The sequence below is a fragment of the Psychrobacter okhotskensis genome, from assembly GCF_965638355.1.
In the GTDB taxonomy this organism is placed as follows: Bacteria; Pseudomonadota; Gammaproteobacteria; order Pseudomonadales; family Moraxellaceae; genus Psychrobacter; species Psychrobacter okhotskensis.
Genome location: NZ_OZ281823.1, coordinates 20,471 through 37,406 on the forward strand (window position 1 = coordinate 20,471; position 16,936 = coordinate 37,406).

The 16,936-nt window shown below is 40.4% G+C and carries 16 protein-coding genes; 5 read left to right on the top strand and 11 right to left on the bottom strand.

Annotation, left to right across the window (positions count from 1 at the left end; all coding sequences use genetic code 11):
• Nucleotides 1–559: 559 nt before the first annotated feature.
• The gene (locus tag ACSUPM_RS14045; RefSeq protein ID WP_082787298.1) at nt 560–1,204 is read right to left on the bottom strand and encodes a DUF411 domain-containing protein; all 645 of its coding nucleotides are present in this window, start codon (nt 1,202–1,204) and stop codon (nt 560–562) included.
• A gap of 239 nt (nt 1,205–1,443) precedes the next feature.
• On the opposite strand from ACSUPM_RS14045, the gene lnt reads away from it, so the two are divergent.
• The gene (gene lnt, locus ACSUPM_RS14050; RefSeq protein ID WP_068039556.1) at nt 1,444–3,012 is read left to right on the top strand and encodes an apolipoprotein N-acyltransferase; all 1,569 of its coding nucleotides are present in this window, start codon (nt 1,444–1,446) and stop codon (nt 3,010–3,012) included.
• Nucleotides 3,013–3,198: 186 nt separating this feature from the next.
• Here the strand turns inward: lnt and ACSUPM_RS14055 are convergent, their stop codons facing one another.
• On the bottom strand, nt 3,199–4,125 hold the full coding sequence (locus ACSUPM_RS14055) for a cation diffusion facilitator family transporter (RefSeq protein ID WP_201572546.1): 927 nt from the start codon (nt 4,123–4,125) through the stop codon (nt 3,199–3,201).
• 240 nt (nt 4,126–4,365) lie between these two features.
• On the opposite strand from ACSUPM_RS14055, the gene ACSUPM_RS14060 reads away from it, so the two are divergent.
• A complete protein-coding gene (locus ACSUPM_RS14060) occupies nt 4,366–4,755 on the top strand; it encodes a DUF6122 family protein (protein ID WP_025652669.1) in 390 nt (129 codons plus the stop codon).
• Nucleotides 4,756–5,913: 1,158 nt separating this feature from the next.
• Here ACSUPM_RS14060 and ACSUPM_RS14065 read toward each other — a convergent pair.
• Entirely contained in the window at nt 5,914–6,882 is a 969-nt protein-coding gene (locus ACSUPM_RS14065; protein ID WP_025652670.1) for a DNA-binding protein, read from the bottom strand.
• 523 nt (nt 6,883–7,405) lie between these two features.
• On the opposite strand from ACSUPM_RS14065, the gene ACSUPM_RS14070 reads away from it, so the two are divergent.
• Entirely contained in the window at nt 7,406–8,482 is a 1,077-nt protein-coding gene (locus ACSUPM_RS14070) for an RNA-guided endonuclease InsQ/TnpB family protein (RefSeq protein ID WP_101211256.1), read from the top strand.
• 260 nt (nt 8,483–8,742) lie between these two features.
• Here the strand turns inward: ACSUPM_RS14070 and ACSUPM_RS14075 are convergent, their stop codons facing one another.
• From ACSUPM_RS14075 to ACSUPM_RS14100, 6 genes are all read right to left on the bottom strand, one after another.
• Complete coding sequence (locus tag ACSUPM_RS14075) at nt 8,743–8,997, bottom strand: Txe/YoeB family addiction module toxin (protein ID WP_025652646.1); 255 nt, start codon at nt 8,995–8,997, stop codon at nt 8,743–8,745.
• Complete coding sequence (locus tag ACSUPM_RS14080) at nt 8,994–9,284, bottom strand: type II toxin-antitoxin system Phd/YefM family antitoxin (protein ID WP_025652647.1); 291 nt, start codon at nt 9,282–9,284, stop codon at nt 8,994–8,996. Before ACSUPM_RS14080 ends, ACSUPM_RS14075 begins: the two co-directional genes overlap by 4 nt.
• 93 nt (nt 9,285–9,377) lie before the next feature.
• Nucleotides 9,378–9,611 (bottom strand): type II toxin-antitoxin system RelB/DinJ family antitoxin, encoded by a 234-nt coding sequence (locus tag ACSUPM_RS14085; RefSeq protein WP_025652648.1) that lies wholly within the window; start codon nt 9,609–9,611, stop codon nt 9,378–9,380.
• Between the two features lie 80 nt (nt 9,612–9,691).
• Entirely contained in the window at nt 9,692–10,648 is a 957-nt protein-coding gene (locus ACSUPM_RS14090) for a replication initiation protein (protein WP_025652649.1), read from the bottom strand.
• Nucleotides 10,649–10,974: 326 nt separating this feature from the next.
• A complete protein-coding gene (locus ACSUPM_RS14095; RefSeq protein ID WP_156410067.1) occupies nt 10,975–11,145 on the bottom strand; it encodes a hypothetical protein in 171 nt (56 codons plus the stop codon).
• A gap of 198 nt (nt 11,146–11,343) precedes the next feature.
• Nucleotides 11,344–11,685 (bottom strand): hypothetical protein, encoded by a 342-nt coding sequence (locus ACSUPM_RS14100; protein WP_025652650.1) that lies wholly within the window; start codon nt 11,683–11,685, stop codon nt 11,344–11,346.
• A 262-nt stretch (nt 11,686–11,947) separates the two neighbouring features.
• Here ACSUPM_RS14100 and ACSUPM_RS14105 point away from each other — a divergent pair, with 262 nt between their 5' ends.
• Together ACSUPM_RS14105 and ACSUPM_RS14110 are read left to right on the top strand one after the other, a co-directional pair.
• Nucleotides 11,948–14,596 (top strand): MobA/MobL family protein, encoded by a 2,649-nt coding sequence (locus ACSUPM_RS14105; RefSeq protein WP_436880330.1) that lies wholly within the window; start codon nt 11,948–11,950, stop codon nt 14,594–14,596.
• A gap of 25 nt (nt 14,597–14,621) precedes the next feature.
• Nucleotides 14,622–15,578: a hypothetical protein gene (locus ACSUPM_RS14110; protein ID WP_436880331.1), complete on the top strand. Its 957-nt coding sequence runs from the start codon at nt 14,622–14,624 to the stop codon at nt 15,576–15,578.
• Nucleotides 15,579–15,859: 281 nt separating this feature from the next.
• Here ACSUPM_RS14110 and ACSUPM_RS14115 read toward each other — a convergent pair whose 3' ends face one another.
• Both ACSUPM_RS14115 and ACSUPM_RS14120 read right to left on the bottom strand, forming a co-directional pair.
• Nucleotides 15,860–16,135, bottom strand: coding sequence for a hypothetical protein (locus tag ACSUPM_RS14115; protein ID WP_436880332.1), 276 nt, complete (start codon nt 16,133–16,135; stop codon nt 15,860–15,862).
• Nucleotides 16,136–16,291: 156 nt separating this feature from the next.
• Nucleotides 16,292–16,516: a helix-turn-helix domain-containing protein gene (locus ACSUPM_RS14120; RefSeq protein ID WP_025652654.1), complete on the bottom strand. Its 225-nt coding sequence runs from the start codon at nt 16,514–16,516 to the stop codon at nt 16,292–16,294.
• Nucleotides 16,517–16,936 lie beyond the last annotated feature (420 nt).

The following is a 16,936-nucleotide window of genomic DNA, read 5'->3' on the forward strand; positions in this document are numbered from 1 at the left end:
CACCCTTAAAAACCCCAAAAATACTTTTTTGATGTTGAAAAAATTGCTAATATTCCACATTTTACAATGTAAGTTTGTGTAACATATACAGAATATAGCTGACTAAATTGACAACAATTTCTACTGTTTTATAAGCAAAAAAACGTCTGAGGGTTAAATCTAAATTATAGATTTAACCCTCAGACGTTTTTTTATTGGATGAAGTAATTACCCTATATAGGGTCTAACTAATTATTAAGATAATATAATAATTTATAATATTAATATAGATGTTAATTCCCTACTGGCTTATGTAATATTACGTAATTGTTTCGATACATCCTGTATATTCTTGTATTAACCCTTAATTATTTATCTATTTTAAGGGTTAATAACCGATAAATCCGCTTACATTGTCATCAAAAGTTACAAATTCAAAGTTATTTTTGCTTTTAAAGTCGCAATAGCTAATGATTTTTTTGATGAAGAATCATTTTATAAGCAATAGAACAGTCTTATACCTGCCTCATTTACTTTTAACGCTAACACTATAATCAAAGTATTCTTAACTGCTAACACACTATAATTGCTGCTCTACCGATTCAATATCAGCATAAACTTGGGTTGTCCCGTCTTTATTGAGCTGCATAACCTGATAGGGCATGAATTTATTTTGATACTCCATACCTGGGCTACCAACAGGCATGCCAGGTACGGCAAGACCCATAGCTTGTACTGGCGGATTTTCTAAAAACTGCGCCATATATTTAGCGGGTACATGACCTTCAAAGACGTAACCATCAGTAGTGACTACAGTATGGCAAGAACGCATTTCATTTGGAACGCTGTAGCGCTCTTTAAATACGGCTAAGTCCGCAACATCTTGCGCGGTTGCACTTAGACCATTATCTTCTGCATGACTTATCCATTCTTTACAGCAGCCGCAATTGGCATCTTTATAGACAGTGGCTGAGACGTTTTTTAGTAGGTCTGGTTTACTTACTGATGTCATCATAGGAGTATTTATAACGTTTGGTTCAGCTGTCTTCGGAACAGTCACTACATCTTCAGTTGATGCCGATGTTGTGCTTGCATCAGATACGCCACTACTCGGTTGGCTACAAGCAAATAGTGATGAGGCGGCAAGTAATACTAACGTACTACGCAACCCCTTAGACAGATAACGATTGAATATAAGACTGGATTTTATTTTTAAGGGGGTCATAGTGCTCTCTCATGTACTGTAGATATTGTGAGCTATAGAAGGTCAAGTAACACTTCATATCGTTTGGTAATGTAGCATAATAACCCATCAAACGGAGTACGTAAATTTATCCATTGAGCAGTGCGGACTGGTATCATAAGCAGTTTTCATTTTGAAATGCTGCCTGTAGTATTAACAGGTCTATCCGAGTTTTGGATTTTGACTAAAAATTCAAAACTCATAATTTTGGATAATTTGCGATGCGCCTGTCTACTATTAATCTACAAAAGCGTTTGAGTACTCACTCAAATCAATTACCGCTATGGTTTACGCTAGTAGCAGCATGGCTTGCAGGGGCTATTTTTTTATTTGCGCTAGCGCCTCATGGGTTCTGGCCGCTAGCAATAGTGTCACCAGCGATTTTATATGCGCTGTTGGTACCAAATATGAGTGGTCGTCGCGCTTTTATTATCGGTGAAGCTTACGGTATGGGGCTATGGTGCGTCGGCGGCTTTTGGCTCTATACTGCCATCCATGATTATAGCGATACTCCAACGTGGCTCGCATTGATTATGATTGGATTGATGGGTCTCGGTATGGGACTGTTTCATGGATTTTTAGCACTAGTCTTTAACCGTATGGTAGGCAAACAACCCTTTTCATTTGCTGCTCTTTGGGTGCTACAAGAATGGTTAAAAACTTGGTTATTCACAGGCTTTCCGTGGCTATTTGTTGGTTATGCATTTACTGAAGAGTATTGGTTATCGTCCTTAGCACCCGTTGCTGGTGTTTTTGCCGTCTCTTTTGTTGCCATACTATTGGCTGCAAGTTTAGTAGAGCTACTGCTTCGACGCAGTAGTTATGCCGTCGTTTCTGTACTGTTATTAGCCATTAGCACATCATTATGGCTGGTCAATCCGCAATGGACAAAACCTAAGGGCACACCTGATCTGTCAGTGTCATTGATTCAAGGTAATATTTCACAAGATATAAAGTGGCTGACGCAATATCAAGTAGAAACGCTAAAGATTTATGCGAAGTTAACGCGCACTGAGTGGGGACGTGATGTGGTGGTGTGGCCTGAATCATCTATTCCGATGTTTCAGGATGAGGCTGCGGGCTTTATTAGTGAAATGATAGAAATGGCCAATGCGACCAATACGACATGGATAACTGGTATCCCTTATAAGGATAAAGCGGCATTCAATGCCAGTACGGATAAGTATCCCCCATTTTACAATAGCGTGATTGCTCGAGGTGTAGAAGCGGAAGGCCTATACAAGAAGCAGCGTCTAGTGCCTTTTGGAGAGTATATTCCATTTGAAGGCGTGCTCGATATTTTCCCAAGTTTGGCCGGTAGTCAGGATATTAAGAGCTATAGTCGTGGTAGTGATCAGCAGTCACCGCTAAAGGTGCGTGAACACAATATAGGGACGGCTATCTGTTATGAGGTAGCTTATCCAGATACCACGCGTAAAAATGCCATCGATACTGACTTTTTGTTGACCGTCTCTAACGATGCCTGGTTTGGCACTTCAGCAGGACCATTGCAACATTTGCAAATGGTACAAATGCGCGCGCTTGAGAACGGGCGCTGGTTTATTCGAGCGACCAATACTGGTGTTACCGCTATCATTAACCATAAAGGTCGTATTGTAAAACGCGCACCGCAGTTTGAGCGTACTGTACTACGTGGTGAGATACAGGCACGGGTTGGTAACACGCCCTTTATGCTTATGGGAAATTATCCTATCTTGATAATAATAACCCTGTTATTACTAATAAGCTATTTTGGCAAAGGTCTAACCACACTTAGAAGACGAGGGTAATAGTAAACTTAATCATAATAATTTAATCAGCGTAAGTTTTTTATTTTTTCTAGGTAACGTCCTAACGCACGTAAATATAAAAGTTTTAAACTATTGATCACATAAGAACTGATTGAAAAAATTATGTTGACATAAGGCACGCGCCTCATACTTAAAAAGAGATAGCTATATACGGTCTATCATCTTTTAGTTGATACTTTCATTTAATGCACGCGATTTTTGATTGTCATCTGCCTTAGTACCAAATTCAATAGTTGCATGTTGTATATTCTGATGCGCCAAATCTTCCTTGATGTTTTCTTTCATAGTAATAGTCTCTTCAAACGTTATATCGGTCTTCGGTACAATATGAACTGTAAGAGCATTCTCAGTGGTACTCAAAGCCCAGATATGTAAATGATGAAAGTTTTGAATAAAATTATAGCTCTCTAAGATAGCAGTGATTTTACTGAGATCAACATTTTGAGGTACTCCGTCGATAGCAAGCTTGATACTCTCTTTTAGTAGACCCCAAGTCGATAACAGTATAACGACTGAAATAATCAAGCTAACTAGAGGATCAACGATATTCCAACTTGTATAGTAAATAATAATGCCCGAGATAACGACACCTAAAGAGACCAATGCATCTACCATTAGATGCAAGAAAGCACCTTTGATATTAATATCGTCTTTTTGACCTTTGTAGAATGCAAAAGCAGTAACAGTATTTATAAATACACCTATTAGAGCTGTAATAATAATAACTTTTCCTGCAACTTCCGGTATCGTATCAAATCGACCCAAGGCCTCATACGCAATACCTATAACGATTGTAACTAACAATATGGCGTTAATAAGAGACGCCATTATAGAAGCTTTTTTGTAGCCATAGGTATAAAGCGTAGTAGATGCTTTCTGTGCTAATTTCATTCCAATTAACGAGATTATTAAACTGGCAACATCACTTAAGTTGTGGCTAGCGTCTGCGATTAAAGCTAATGAATTAGTTGAATAGCCCACTATAAACTCGATGAGCGTAAATGCAGAATTTAGACCAATCCCAATATAAAAAGCTTTATTCATATTTTTAGGGTCTGGAGCTTGATGACTGTGGTTATCTGAATTACTCATAATTTACCCTTGTTTAGGTTGCTGCATTTTAATTTGAAGAAAAATATATAAAGTCTATTAAATAGCTATTATGGTAATAAGTCTATATCTCATCTCAACCAGTGATTTTTTGGACAGGTATAATAATGAGAAGGTGAGTGTATGATGTATATATTTCACATGCAGTCGAAAGACAAAAATATCTTATGTTTTATCTGAGATTGATGTGCCACTACAAACTATCTTGAATCGGAAAAATCGATGAGTCAAACCGTTATCCATTATTTTCTACATTTTGGCATGCCGTTGATTATCGCCTATATGTTTTTTCGTAGTGACTATAAGCGAGTTTATTTGATCCTAATAGCAACCATGCTAGTTGATTTAGATCATCTTCTAGCGACACCTATCTTTTCGCCCAATCGTTGTAGTATTAATTTCCATCCGCTACATACTTATTATGCGATGGCAGTATATGCGGGCATGTTGTTTTTACCAAAGCCCTATAAGATAATTGGTTTAGGGTTATTACTGCATATGTTGACTGATTTAAATGACTGTATAATGACCTATATTAATTGTCCACAGTGTTTGAGTCAGGCTCCTGCCCGTGAGTTGGTAGCGTGGTTAGGCAGAGCTATTAAGTTTTAATACGGTTGTGACTACATTCCTTTGTTCAGAGGATATAGTCTAAACAGAGTTTGTGGCACAGCCAGCTATCAGTACAGTGGATAGTGGAGGAATGGTAAAGATAATTTTCAAGTTATACTCCTACTTAAACCACCCTAGTATGGTTGGAAATTTAACGTCTTGTGAGTATGTACTAAATGCTAACTTCAAAATAATTGAAATACTTACGCTAAATGATGATAAAAAAAGCCTAAGCAATTTAATGCAGAACTAGATATTAAAAACCTAGTCTATATGTCAAACAAAAAAATGCCTCTGGGAGTTGACTCCCAGAGGCATTTAGTTTTAAATGTAGATAACGGTTACAGTGTGCGTCAACACCCTGTAACGAACAAATAAGCACACAGACTGCGTTATTTGAACAGCATTAAATGCCCGTTTAGGGTCATTTTATCCAAAATCTGCTTTCATATCAACCTTATTCACTATACATTTTAAAAACTGCTTGTTCGCTCGTTACATCCTTGTGCTGCTCTCTTTGTACCCGTTACCCGTCAAATGGGTGGCAGGCCTCGGCGACGACTGCGTTTGACACAGGGGTAAGCTCTCGACAGGGGGTTCTAGACATATTGAGCAACGCAATGAGTGGTTACTCGTGCATATCGTAGCGGTATATTGGGTTTATGCCCTTGCTAGCGTATGACAGCACAGTAGCGGTTAAGAGCGTGTCTAGGCGGTGCTATCAGCCGTAATCTTAACAACCGTAGCTTGATACAGTGATACGGTCTTGATGACGCGATGGGCGATGAAGTCGGCATGACTAATCACATCAAATCCAAGGAATGCACTAAAGCGATTGTGAGTATTTTATCTACTCATAATCGCTTTAGGGTGAGTGTTCCTTGAAATCTGCTCAAGGCTCCAAAATCAGCATAAATTCACTTAGGCTAATTTAAGTAGTATATAGCCCACTCGGCTATATACTATAAGAGTCCAGAGAAAAATTTAGAATAGTTATTATACAGCAGTCACTTATTCAGTGAGTCGATATTGTCATGGTTGATTCATAAGCTTAGTGTGAATAGAACGAGATCTATGCCTTGGGTAAACTACCTCCCAAACTTATAACTGTTCTTTATCTTGAAATCCTAATTAAACTGAAACCTCGAATACTTTTATTTAGTCAGCATCCAAAGTATTATCTTTGTTTTGAATAAGTATTAGAGCATCTTGTGCTTTCTTAAGTTGATCTTGTAACAGAGTCACTTGTTCCTGCTTTGATAAATGACGGCTTGATAGCTCGCTATATTGTTTATTCAATACGCTATGCTCGGCTTCAAGCTTAGCCTGAGTTTGAGTCAGCTGATTATTAAGTCCTGATAGCTTGTCACGTTCAGCGGTGACTGCCTTTAACTCTCCTTTGATCTCTGCGGTAGCCGTTTGTATATCATTCCGCTCAGTGGTGACTGCCTTTAGCTCTGACTTAGTATTTTTAAGTTCAATCTTTAAACGTGCAATCTCTGCCTTATCACTATCAGCTGTGGCTTTAAGCGTGGCTACCTCACCAAGACTGCTAGTCAGCTCTATAGATTGCTTATCTAATGCATTACTCACCTCTGCAAGCTGTGATTGCGCGGTCTTAGCCTTAGTGCGTTCAAGCTCTAATTCATGCCTAGTATCTAATAGCGTCTGTTTGGTAGCGTCATGGTCAGCTGTGGCTTGCTGTGCGCTTTTAGTTGCTGTTTCCGCAGTGCCGGTCACCTCGTCCAGTTGCTGTAGTAAATCCGCTTGTTCCCCCTCCAAGGTCTTAACCGCTTCTTGCGCTTCGTCCATCTCTGCTTGTGCCTTGATCTTAACCACCTCTAAAGCTTCACGCTCTTTAGACAATCTATCATTAGCCATATCAATAGCCGTCTGCCACATATCAGCCCCAAGCGTGTGCAAGCGTTCTGTGATACCACTAGGTAAGTCTACTTGCTGTAGCTCTTGCTCTTCTTGCTGTTCTCGCTTCCAGCTTTGCATAGCATCACTGATAGTCGTGAATGATCCACCGCCTAGCGCCTTACGCACCTCTGCCAGTGTCGGCTTAACCCCTTGCTCTTGTAATTGGTCTGCTGCTGCATGAATATCTTGTATCGTGAGTGCCATGATTTTGTATCCCTTAATAGTATATTGTAGTATGTTGTATATAATATACTACAATATACAACATACTACAATATAGAATGTAAAAAAACCCCAAGTAATCTTGAGGTCATGTGCTTGTTATTTAATGCCTAGTGATCGGTTAGGTATTCTTCTAGGGCATCGTTGATCATGTCTTGATAGTTACCGCCTGTTTGCTTAGCTCTGTCCTTGAATTTGGTAAGGATACTTGGGCTAATGACACTGGTTTCCGTAGACAACGCTTGAGATTTGATACTGCCACGGATCGCGCCTGACCAGTCGGTGACTTCTGGAATGTCCGATAAATCAATGTCGTCATCGCTAAGCGTGGCTAGATGCTCTGAGTCTGCTTGCTGCTTAGCAGTTAGTGGCGGTAATTCGTCTATTTTATCATCTAACGCCGTAAAACCACGTCCTTCTAGGGCGTGGATATCAGGCGTCAGTCGTTGTCGCCCAGTATGGCGAACCCCTTGATACCCAACTGCATTGAGATCATAATTACTCCATGAAAACGCTCAAACTACGCATCAAAGACAAACACGCCACTCAGCTCAATATCTTAGCTGGGGCAGTCAACTTTGTCTGGAACTACGTCAATGAGCTAAGTTTTAAACATTTACAGCGCACGGGCAAATTCTTTTCAGCCTATGACTTGGCCGCTTATACTAAAGGGGCGGGTGAATACCTGAATCTGCACAGTCAAACCTTGCAAGCGATCAGTGAGGTTCACGCTAAATCCCGTAAACAGTTTAAAAAAGCCAAACTCAACTGGCGTACCAATAACCCAAAAGCCAAGAGAAGAAGCTTGGGCTGGATTCCGTTTAAAAAGACCGCCATTAAGCACCTAACAACCCGTCAGTCAGGCAAGAAAAGCCTTAAATCTACTATTCAGCTAAGCCTCGCTAAAGGCAAAAAGCTGATCATTGATTTGTGGGATAGCTATAACCTCTCGCTCTATACCATCAATACTTGTGAGCTGGTACAAGATGCACGAGGTCACTGGTACGCCTGTATCACCGTCAAAGAATTTCCAAAAACAGTTTGTGGTACGGGCCAAGTCGGTATTGATTTAGGCTGTAAAGATGCCGCAGTCAGTAGTGAGGGTGATCAGCTACAAATCAAAGTCACCCATCAATACGCAGAAAAACTGGCCATCGCTCAACGTGCCAAAAACAAAAAACGGGTTAAGGTCATTCATGCCAAGATTAAAAACACCCGCCAAGATCTGATTCATAAATTCACATCAAAGCTTGTCAAAGCCAACAGCTTAATCGTTGTTGGTAAAATCAAATCAAACTCATTCACTTCATCCAAACTGGCCAAATCCGTCTATGATGCTGGTTGGTTTGAGATTAAGCGGCAACTGGATTATAAATGCGCGAACGCAGGTTGCCACTATATCGAAGTCAATGAAGCGTACACCACCCAAACCTGCTCGTGTTGCGGCTCTCGCCAAGACAGTCCGAAAGGTAGAGAAGGTCTTGGTATAAGAGCATGGTTTTGTCGTTCTTGTAAAACGACCCATAACAGAGATGTTAATGGAGCAAAAAACATTCTCGCGGTCGGGCTTGGCCGTCTTTAGTAGGAATCCCCGTTCCTTTAGGTCGGGGAGGAAGTCAATCTGTGGTAACGTGATCAGAGGTATAGTCATTATTAGCAATTATATGGCGTCGTATGACCACATAAGGTTTGTTATCGAATGTTTAGGTCGAAATACTAACCAATATATTTAGACGTCTCTACAGAGCTTTCTCGTTCGTTTTAGGACACATAGCCAGAATGGAAAATAAAAAAGTGCCTGATTCTTAGGATCAAGCACTTTTGTGAACTAACACTGTTTACTTAATAATGATATCGGCACTGAACGATGATAATGGCATCATCTTGAACCTCATAAACCAGTCTATGCTCTTGATCAATGCGACGCGACCAATAGCCTGCCAGATCGTGTTTGAGTGGTTCAGGTTTACCAATACCCTCAAATGGGTCACGTTTGATGGCTTTAATCAGCTTACTTATTTGCTTGACCTTCTCTTTGCTGGTTTTTTGCCAGTATTCGTAGTCCTCCCACGCATCCTGTGTCCAAGATAAGATCAAGCGTCCACCTCATCATCACAAGTCAATAATGCGTCATCCGTATTGATGTCATGCTCGATTAAACGACCCGCCTTAGCATCGGCTATAGAGCGTCTGAGGCGCTTGGCATTAGTGGGGCTTTTTAGCAGATGAAGCGTTTCCTCATATGAATTAAACTCTTCTAAACTCATGAGTACCGCAGGTTTGGCGTTTTGTCTAGTAATCACGATCGGCGATTTGTCGGTATCTACCTTATCGATATATTTGGCTAGGCCCTTTCTAAAATCAGTGTAGTTCACAACATCCATAACGATTACTCCGTGTTTGGTCATATTTATTTGTATGACTGATATTATATACCATAGCTGTACTTATATCTGTACAGTTATTTTTACACTGATTTATTTATGGCGCTGGCCGCTCAATCCGTAATCACCCGCAGAAGTTTGTGGCGGCGTATTAAGATTAGAGGGTTTTTGATAATCAAAGGATAACGGCACGGTATTGGTTTGCGCCACTTGAGTTAAGAACAATTTGATTGCTTGAGACGGCGTTAATCCATAGCTTTCAAACACGGCAAAGGCGCTATCCTTGAGCTCTTGATCGAGCCTGATATTATAATTGGTTGTCGTCATGGCATTACAAATGGCTTATATATGTACGTACAATATAAACCATTTGTAATGCCAAAACTACTAAGCATGCTTTTTTCATATTATGATTTCTGCTTAGGGAACGTATAGCCTATCGCCAGTAAGTGCTTTTTGTGGGTCTTTAAAAAAGCTTCATCTCTTAATTGAGTGTGTAACCAGCTGATCACTTCTTGGGTACTTTTTCCTGAAGGCGCATAGCTACCAAATGGGGCATAGTTAGCCAATAGAGGCGCAAAACGGTCGATCTGTTTGACGGTTAAGGATGGTATATCTCTATTCTCATTATTCTGATTTAAGTCCTCCAGACTTTTTTTCTTGGTGGGCTTAGCTTTGACATTAAATTTTAGTCCTGTGACGGTACGACCACGTTTAACGTTTTCATAGGTGATTTTAATATCTGACTTTTCTGTTATTTCTTCAACGCTTGGGTTGATGACTCGACTTTTTAGGTTGTTAATACGTTCGTAAGATTTAGAAAGAGCTAGCTCCTCTCTAATTTCTTCAAGTGACATTGTCCACGAGCTCATTGCCTCATGTTTTTTGGCCAGATGGTATATATCTATTGAATATTCACCCTTCAGTTTAAGTACATCTTCTTTTTTATATTTAGTGAATGGATTATTTTCATCAAAAACCTTCAACATCAGTAGCACTTCATCTGTAAAACATAGAGACACATAGCCATCTTCATATATTGATCTGATGACCCACTGTACATTGACACGGCTACCGCGTTCATTTCTATAGCTAAAAAATCGCCTCATCATCGTTTCACTAGCATCTTTTAATTGAGTATAAGCAGAATCCACTTGAATGTTGCAAGCCTCTGCAAATGCTTTCGCGGTTATCTCTATAGTGTCTTTTTCAGTGGCATCTATCAAACGCACTACTGAACTAGCAAGCAACAGCAACCGTTTTTCATCAAGTGTCATTTCATAAAACGCTTGTAGAATACGATTTTGCATAACAACCCAATTTGCAGGGTATTTCTTCTCATATAAACCAACTTGGTTAGTCATATCTACGCCTTAATGCTCAAATCTATCTAATTGTAGCATAATACCTGCTGATTGTAGCTTTTAACCTAGCTGATTGTAGCATTAACCTAGCTGATTGTAGCATTAACCTAGCTGATTGTAGCTTTATAGATCTTGAAGCCCTTAATTGGTAAGGTCTGAGAGCGTCCTAAAAGTCTTTAAAAGTCTTTAAAAGTAAAAAATATGTTTTTATATTAAATAATAGGAAAAAAACCAAAAAACCGACGGATTTAAGATGATAATTTGATCGACCAATCACTTATAAAACTTATCAGTAGCTCAGAATGCAATTGTCCATTTACTTGATGTTAATCCTCGTTCACATAGTTCGGATCAAGCTTGGATCTTTGAAAATCTTCAAAAGCATGGTCAAAGATATTTTGAATATCTTCATCTGTCATTCTGGACAACCCTGTTTTCACATTCTCAATATCAGTCTCATTTTTTGTAGATAGTTTGTCTTCATTTTCAGTAGCCATTATCGACACATCTGTAAACACTTATCAAACCGTTGCTAAAAAGCCTAGAAACCACTCTTATATACGTTTTACGCTCTGTCCGATACGATGGTAGCTAAAGCTATTCTAAAACGCTTAAAACAGCCGATAACCGTCTCCTAACCTTTCGCTAATTAGTAGACGATCCAGCTGTACCTTCAATTAGGCGATTTCGAGTAGCTACTGTGATGATGAATAAATATCAAGCAATGAACCGTGGTCACTGTCCTGACTGTTTTTAGGTGGTGTAAAGCTGCTTGGTACCACCTCAGCTTTACTTTGTATTTTATTGGCAATTGCTTTCAAAAATTCACGGTGCTTTTTCAAACGAGCATATTTTTCATTATCGTGTGCGTCTAAAAAAATAGCTTGCAGTTCATGATTATCATCATCGTCTAATGCGTTGGCCAACCACTCCCCCAATATTTTATGTGCTTCAAGCCTGTCCTGATCAATCTCTTTTTTAAGAGCCTGTAATTGCTTAATCTTATTTGCGAATAAATCATCTGATATTACTGACATTACCTCATCCTTTTTTTAGCCAACTATGATAGAGTTGATCCTAGCAGTACATACATAGGTATGCAAGGTAGTAAAATACACAAGACCACATCGTTTCGTGGGCGCAGTAGTATTTTAACCCTCTGTTAAGAGCGAACTTAGGAGTTTATGTAAAAAAGACCCACAAGGGGTACTGTTTTTTTACATAAACTCCGTCGTTCGGCAGGGGGCGAACCCCCTACAACCCCCAAAAAATCATCTCTCAATATTGGGTTTTTTTGCTATGAATAATAAAGGGTTTCACCTGTCGGTTAGCGCCGTTAGTAAGGCGAAAAATCATAGCGTGGTGGCAAAGTCGGCTTATAATTCTGGCTCAAAACTGGTTGATGAGCAGTCAGGAGTCGTCCACGATTACACCAGTAAAGCTAAAGACAAAATCTTAAATTTAGTGGACAGTGATGGTACTAAATACACGCAAGTTATTGAGAAAAATGTGATGCATACGGCGTTGATAACGCCAACTCTTGCTGGGGATCTAGCAGTGACACGTGAGGGTTTTTGGAATGATATCGAACGCATTGAGACTCGTAAAAACGCTCAATTGGGTACTGAGATTGATGTGATGTTTCCTGATGGGATCACCGCTGATCAGCGCATGGTGCTGGTCGAGCGCTACGCTCAAACCTTATCTGATCGCTATAATGTGCTTGTCGATGTGGCCATCCATCGACCCCACAGTCATGAGAAACATGTGGGGAAAGGTGAAGTGGTTGAGCTGACCAGTCGTAACTTTCATGCCCATATTTTACTCTCAAGCCGTGAGATAGTAGCGGATGTTGAGGGTTATGCTTTATCAGCACGCAAGAATTGGTTGCAGTGGTCAACGGAGGAGCGGTTATCTAAGGGGTTAAACGGACGCGGCGATGAGCTTAAATATCAACGCACCCTTTGGGCGGATATGGCCAATGAGCTACTGCCTAAGAATAAAACCATTAGTGAGAAATCCTACCGTGAGCTGGGCATCAATCGTTTGCCAAAAATGAAACTGGGTAAATCACTATATAAGGATATTCTCACAGGCAATCGTTCAGTGATTCACGAGTACAACGAGACGATTGATGAGATCAATGCTTACATTGAAAAAAATGGTTTAGTAATTGAGTACGACGACAAGGGACGTATTGACCTAGAAAGCAATGAACAAGAGGTTAACGGCGTCACAATACATTATAAAAAGCGTAAACCCTTTGCGCGACTTGAGCTTAGTAACATTCGCTTGGTGGATCCCGCCGCTGAACTGACACCCGCTATCCCTAAAAGTAACAGTCAGACGCATAGTGATGCGGCCAATGATCACGCACTTGATGAGCTTTTAGTGATCTCAGACGATTTTGAGCAGCAAAAAAAGATGGTACGCAGCGCCTTATTCTCAACCATTGATAGGCTGCATGAAGAGTTAGCACACCAGTCTAAACAGACCATCACTATTGACAAAAATATTAAAAGCACACCGAGGTTCACCGAAGAGGTGGGACAGGATTACAGCACGTCCCGCCAAAAAATGATTGAGCTTACCAAGCAAATAAACACAAAAGAGAAAAGCGAGGCTCTAAATGAGGCTTTAGCGTTGGTTGAGCAGTTTAGACAAGACGACACCCTACAAACGGGCCGTGCCGTTACCAGTCTTGAGAAGCAACTGTCACAGATTGATAAAATAGTGCTGAACAATAAAGCGGTGCTAAAAAAGCTGATCCCGCTTAATAATGAAGTCGTTGCTGACTACAAAGGGTTAAAGGCCACCCTAAAACCATTTGCCGCAAAGCTGAATAAACTGGCGACTGGCTTTAAAGCACTTGATGAGATTGATATTGAAAAATCCGACTTATCCTTACAGTGGGATCAAGCGTTTGCGGATCTACAAGAGATAGACGTCACCAATAACATGGACACTTATCATAAGTTTGCCGCATTTGCAGATCTGGATGTTGAGCGCCTTAAATACCTTGAAAAAGAGCGTGAGGCGCTCAGTACGTTAAAAGCAGTAGAGGTAGACGCGGATGCTTACACTCGTTTAACGGCATTGACCGCTGATGTTAAAGCGTTTAAGACCACAAATAATGAAGACATCAAACAGTTAAAGCAGCAAATTAATACCAGTCAAAAAACCTATCAGCGCCTGTCGCCGTTTTATGAGCAGCGTATCGCCTTACTGGATCAAAGTGAAGCTGTGATTGTGCAAGATGATGACCTATACGATGAGATTACCCGTACCAAGACCACTCAATTGAACGCAGATCGGCTTGATGACTGGCGCAACCGTACGATGGTGCTTCACCACCAGCTCAATAAAGCACATGAGCAAGCAAAGCTTAAGGAAGAGGCTGAGCGCGCACGAGAGGAGGCTTTAATCAGGCGGCGAGTAGCTTTACAACAGAGACGGCAGCAGGCATCTCTTAAGCGTCAGCGAATCAATGAGACCAAAGCATATCGAGATCGATTTGACAATTTAGTGGTACGGGTGCGTGACCGCGTTGATACCCTTGATTTTAAGGCCGTTGATGCACCGATCGAAGTGATCAACGCGGCTGAGGCGGTTGCCGCACAAGCATTTATATTCACTACTCTAAAACACACTGACAGCTTTACGACACTACAAAAAAGTTTACGAGACACCGATGCCAAAAAAATTGCAACGCAGGTGCAGAAGGCAGCAACGACGCTATGGCAACAGCTTGAGCGCTTGCCTGACAATCAAGATAAGGTCGAGGTATTAACCCAGATCAATGAGCGCTTTGAGCACGTTCCTGCTATCACCATAGATGGGGCAACGCTCACACAAACTGTGACAGATCACCTGCAAAAAACGAAGAACGCCATCCAAGCGCATGAACAAGCACAAAGACGCCGCTACTCCTCACCACGCCCATTTTAGGCGGCATTATAATAATGAGTACCCCATGAATAAAGACAATAGCAATGAGCAAGACATACACGATCAACTTGTTAACCTAGTGACTTCATTGACTCCGGTCATTGGGGCCTTGCGTGAGCTGATTAAGCGAGCCGATGATGCGGTAGCGAGGCGGCTTGAGCGTTCGCTTAGCGGTATTGATAGCAAGGTGAATGAGGTGTCTTCTGCCATTGAAGAATTAGGTAGTAGCGCAAGCACGACTTCGCAGGCATTGAGCCAGTATCAAGAACTCGTGTTAAAGCAGCTTCAAGCAGCAGTGACGGCTTTCACTGACAATGAGATGCCGCGTCGTTATGATGACAAAATAGCGGGCATCATCACCGATATGAAACAGCAGATTGATACGGCTGTACAGGCGGTCGTCACTGCTAAAAACGATAGCATAGAGGTACAAATCAGTACCATGCAAGGAGTTGCTGATAAACTTAGCGCAAGCGCTGACAATCTAGCCCTATTCACCAATCAGTACCAAGCTGGTCATAAGCAGATTATTGAAGATATTGAGACCTTTGAGACCACCACCAAAACGCGGATTGAGCAGGTCGAGGGTAGAGCTAGTAAAGACTTGGACAAAATTCATAAGTCCATTGAGACTATGAGTATTAAAAGGATTGCAGCCGCTGTCGCAGCGGGTACGATGGCTGTGATAATAAGTTTGGTGGCTCTGGTATTTTGGTATGTGCCAAGCTTTGATGAGATTGCAGAGATGAAATACCAGCAAGCAGAGCTACAGCGCGGCATCGATGAGCTTGAAACGGGTTGGAAACAGGCCTTTAATAATGCTCAAAGTGCGCAGTTTATTTTGGCTTGTGATGTTAATAAAGAGCAGCCTGATGCAATCAGCTGGTGCGTTAGAGCAGACAGTAAGAGTGTTTTGAGAGATGAGAGAGGCTTTGTTTATTATAAAATAGCTGGGGTGCCGCGTGCAAAGCCGACTGAGTAAAGACGTATGGCAATAGTGAACCATACTGCCCAAAGAGGCTTTTATAGACTTATACTGGCAGCTGATAAATCTAGTAAAGAATAAGTCTTTTAGAAAATATAAGACTAAAAAAACTTTTGTTTGACTGCCGTTATCTTTGTCTATATTAAAAAGCCATTAATATAGCTTCTGTTAAATTTTTATGCCCATATCAGAAAAAAGCCAGATAATGAAAATTTATCTGGCTTTAAGGATTATTGTTTCTTGTCGAACAAGATATCTGCGAATATCAGCTAAAACAGTTATGCTACTTGGTCCGTGTTAGCTGTGACCAACTCTATAAAAGCAGTTTCAAGGATGCTTAAAGTGTAGTCGTCAACGATAAGACCATCATCCAGCTGTCGTTGCACCCAGACATAAATCGCTTCATCATTATAAAGAATAGCGTCAACACCAAGTAATGATGCCAGTTGTACGCCCTGCTGTACTTGTAAGCTGAATAACAGCTTAGAGGCTAAATTTTTAGTCTGTTCACTAAACCAAGCGCAGCTGTTGAGCCGCGATAGATTGTTATTCATTAGTATTCTCCTGCAGATTATTGTGTATAAATAATGGATAAAATGACTTACTACAGGTCAAATTATACCTATATTTTAATCTATTGCAAGAGAAAATAACCTTCTGTAGGTCTTTTTATACTTTTAAAGGTGATAATGTCTTATGAGCGAAGGTGTTCACTCAGGCGACTCACTGCTGTCCTCATTTATGATTTCATATAAATCACCAACATTGATTCTAAGATACGTGCATAAAGACTCGATGACATCTAGATCAACTCGGGTGGCTTCTTCATGATACATGCGAGTAATGGTGCCACGATTGATGCCAGTATCCCTTGCGACATCGGCAATTTTAAGGCGTCTTTCGCCCATGATGGTCGATAAGTGACACTTCACCATAGTGGTTTCCTCATTAACGATTGGTGGTTTTGATTGGTGAGCAGATTATAACGAATATGAGTGGCTAACGTATTCCTTTTAGTAGCTCAAATTGATATTCAACAGCGGTAATTTACCTGGTAGTAGGCAGTTCGTTATGCTGTCTTTGATACAGGACGTCTATCATGATGGATATACGCTAGTTAGAAAAGGTGATGCTATTTTTACTATGAAGTATTGCTATTAGTAGTAATGTGACGTACGTTTTTAGTTATACTTATATACTTATATACTTATATACTTATATACTTATATACTTATATACTTATATACTTATATACTTATATACTTATATACTTATATACTTATATACTTATATACTTATATACTTATATACTTATATACTTATATATTCAATGCATGCTACAGGGATCTGTATTT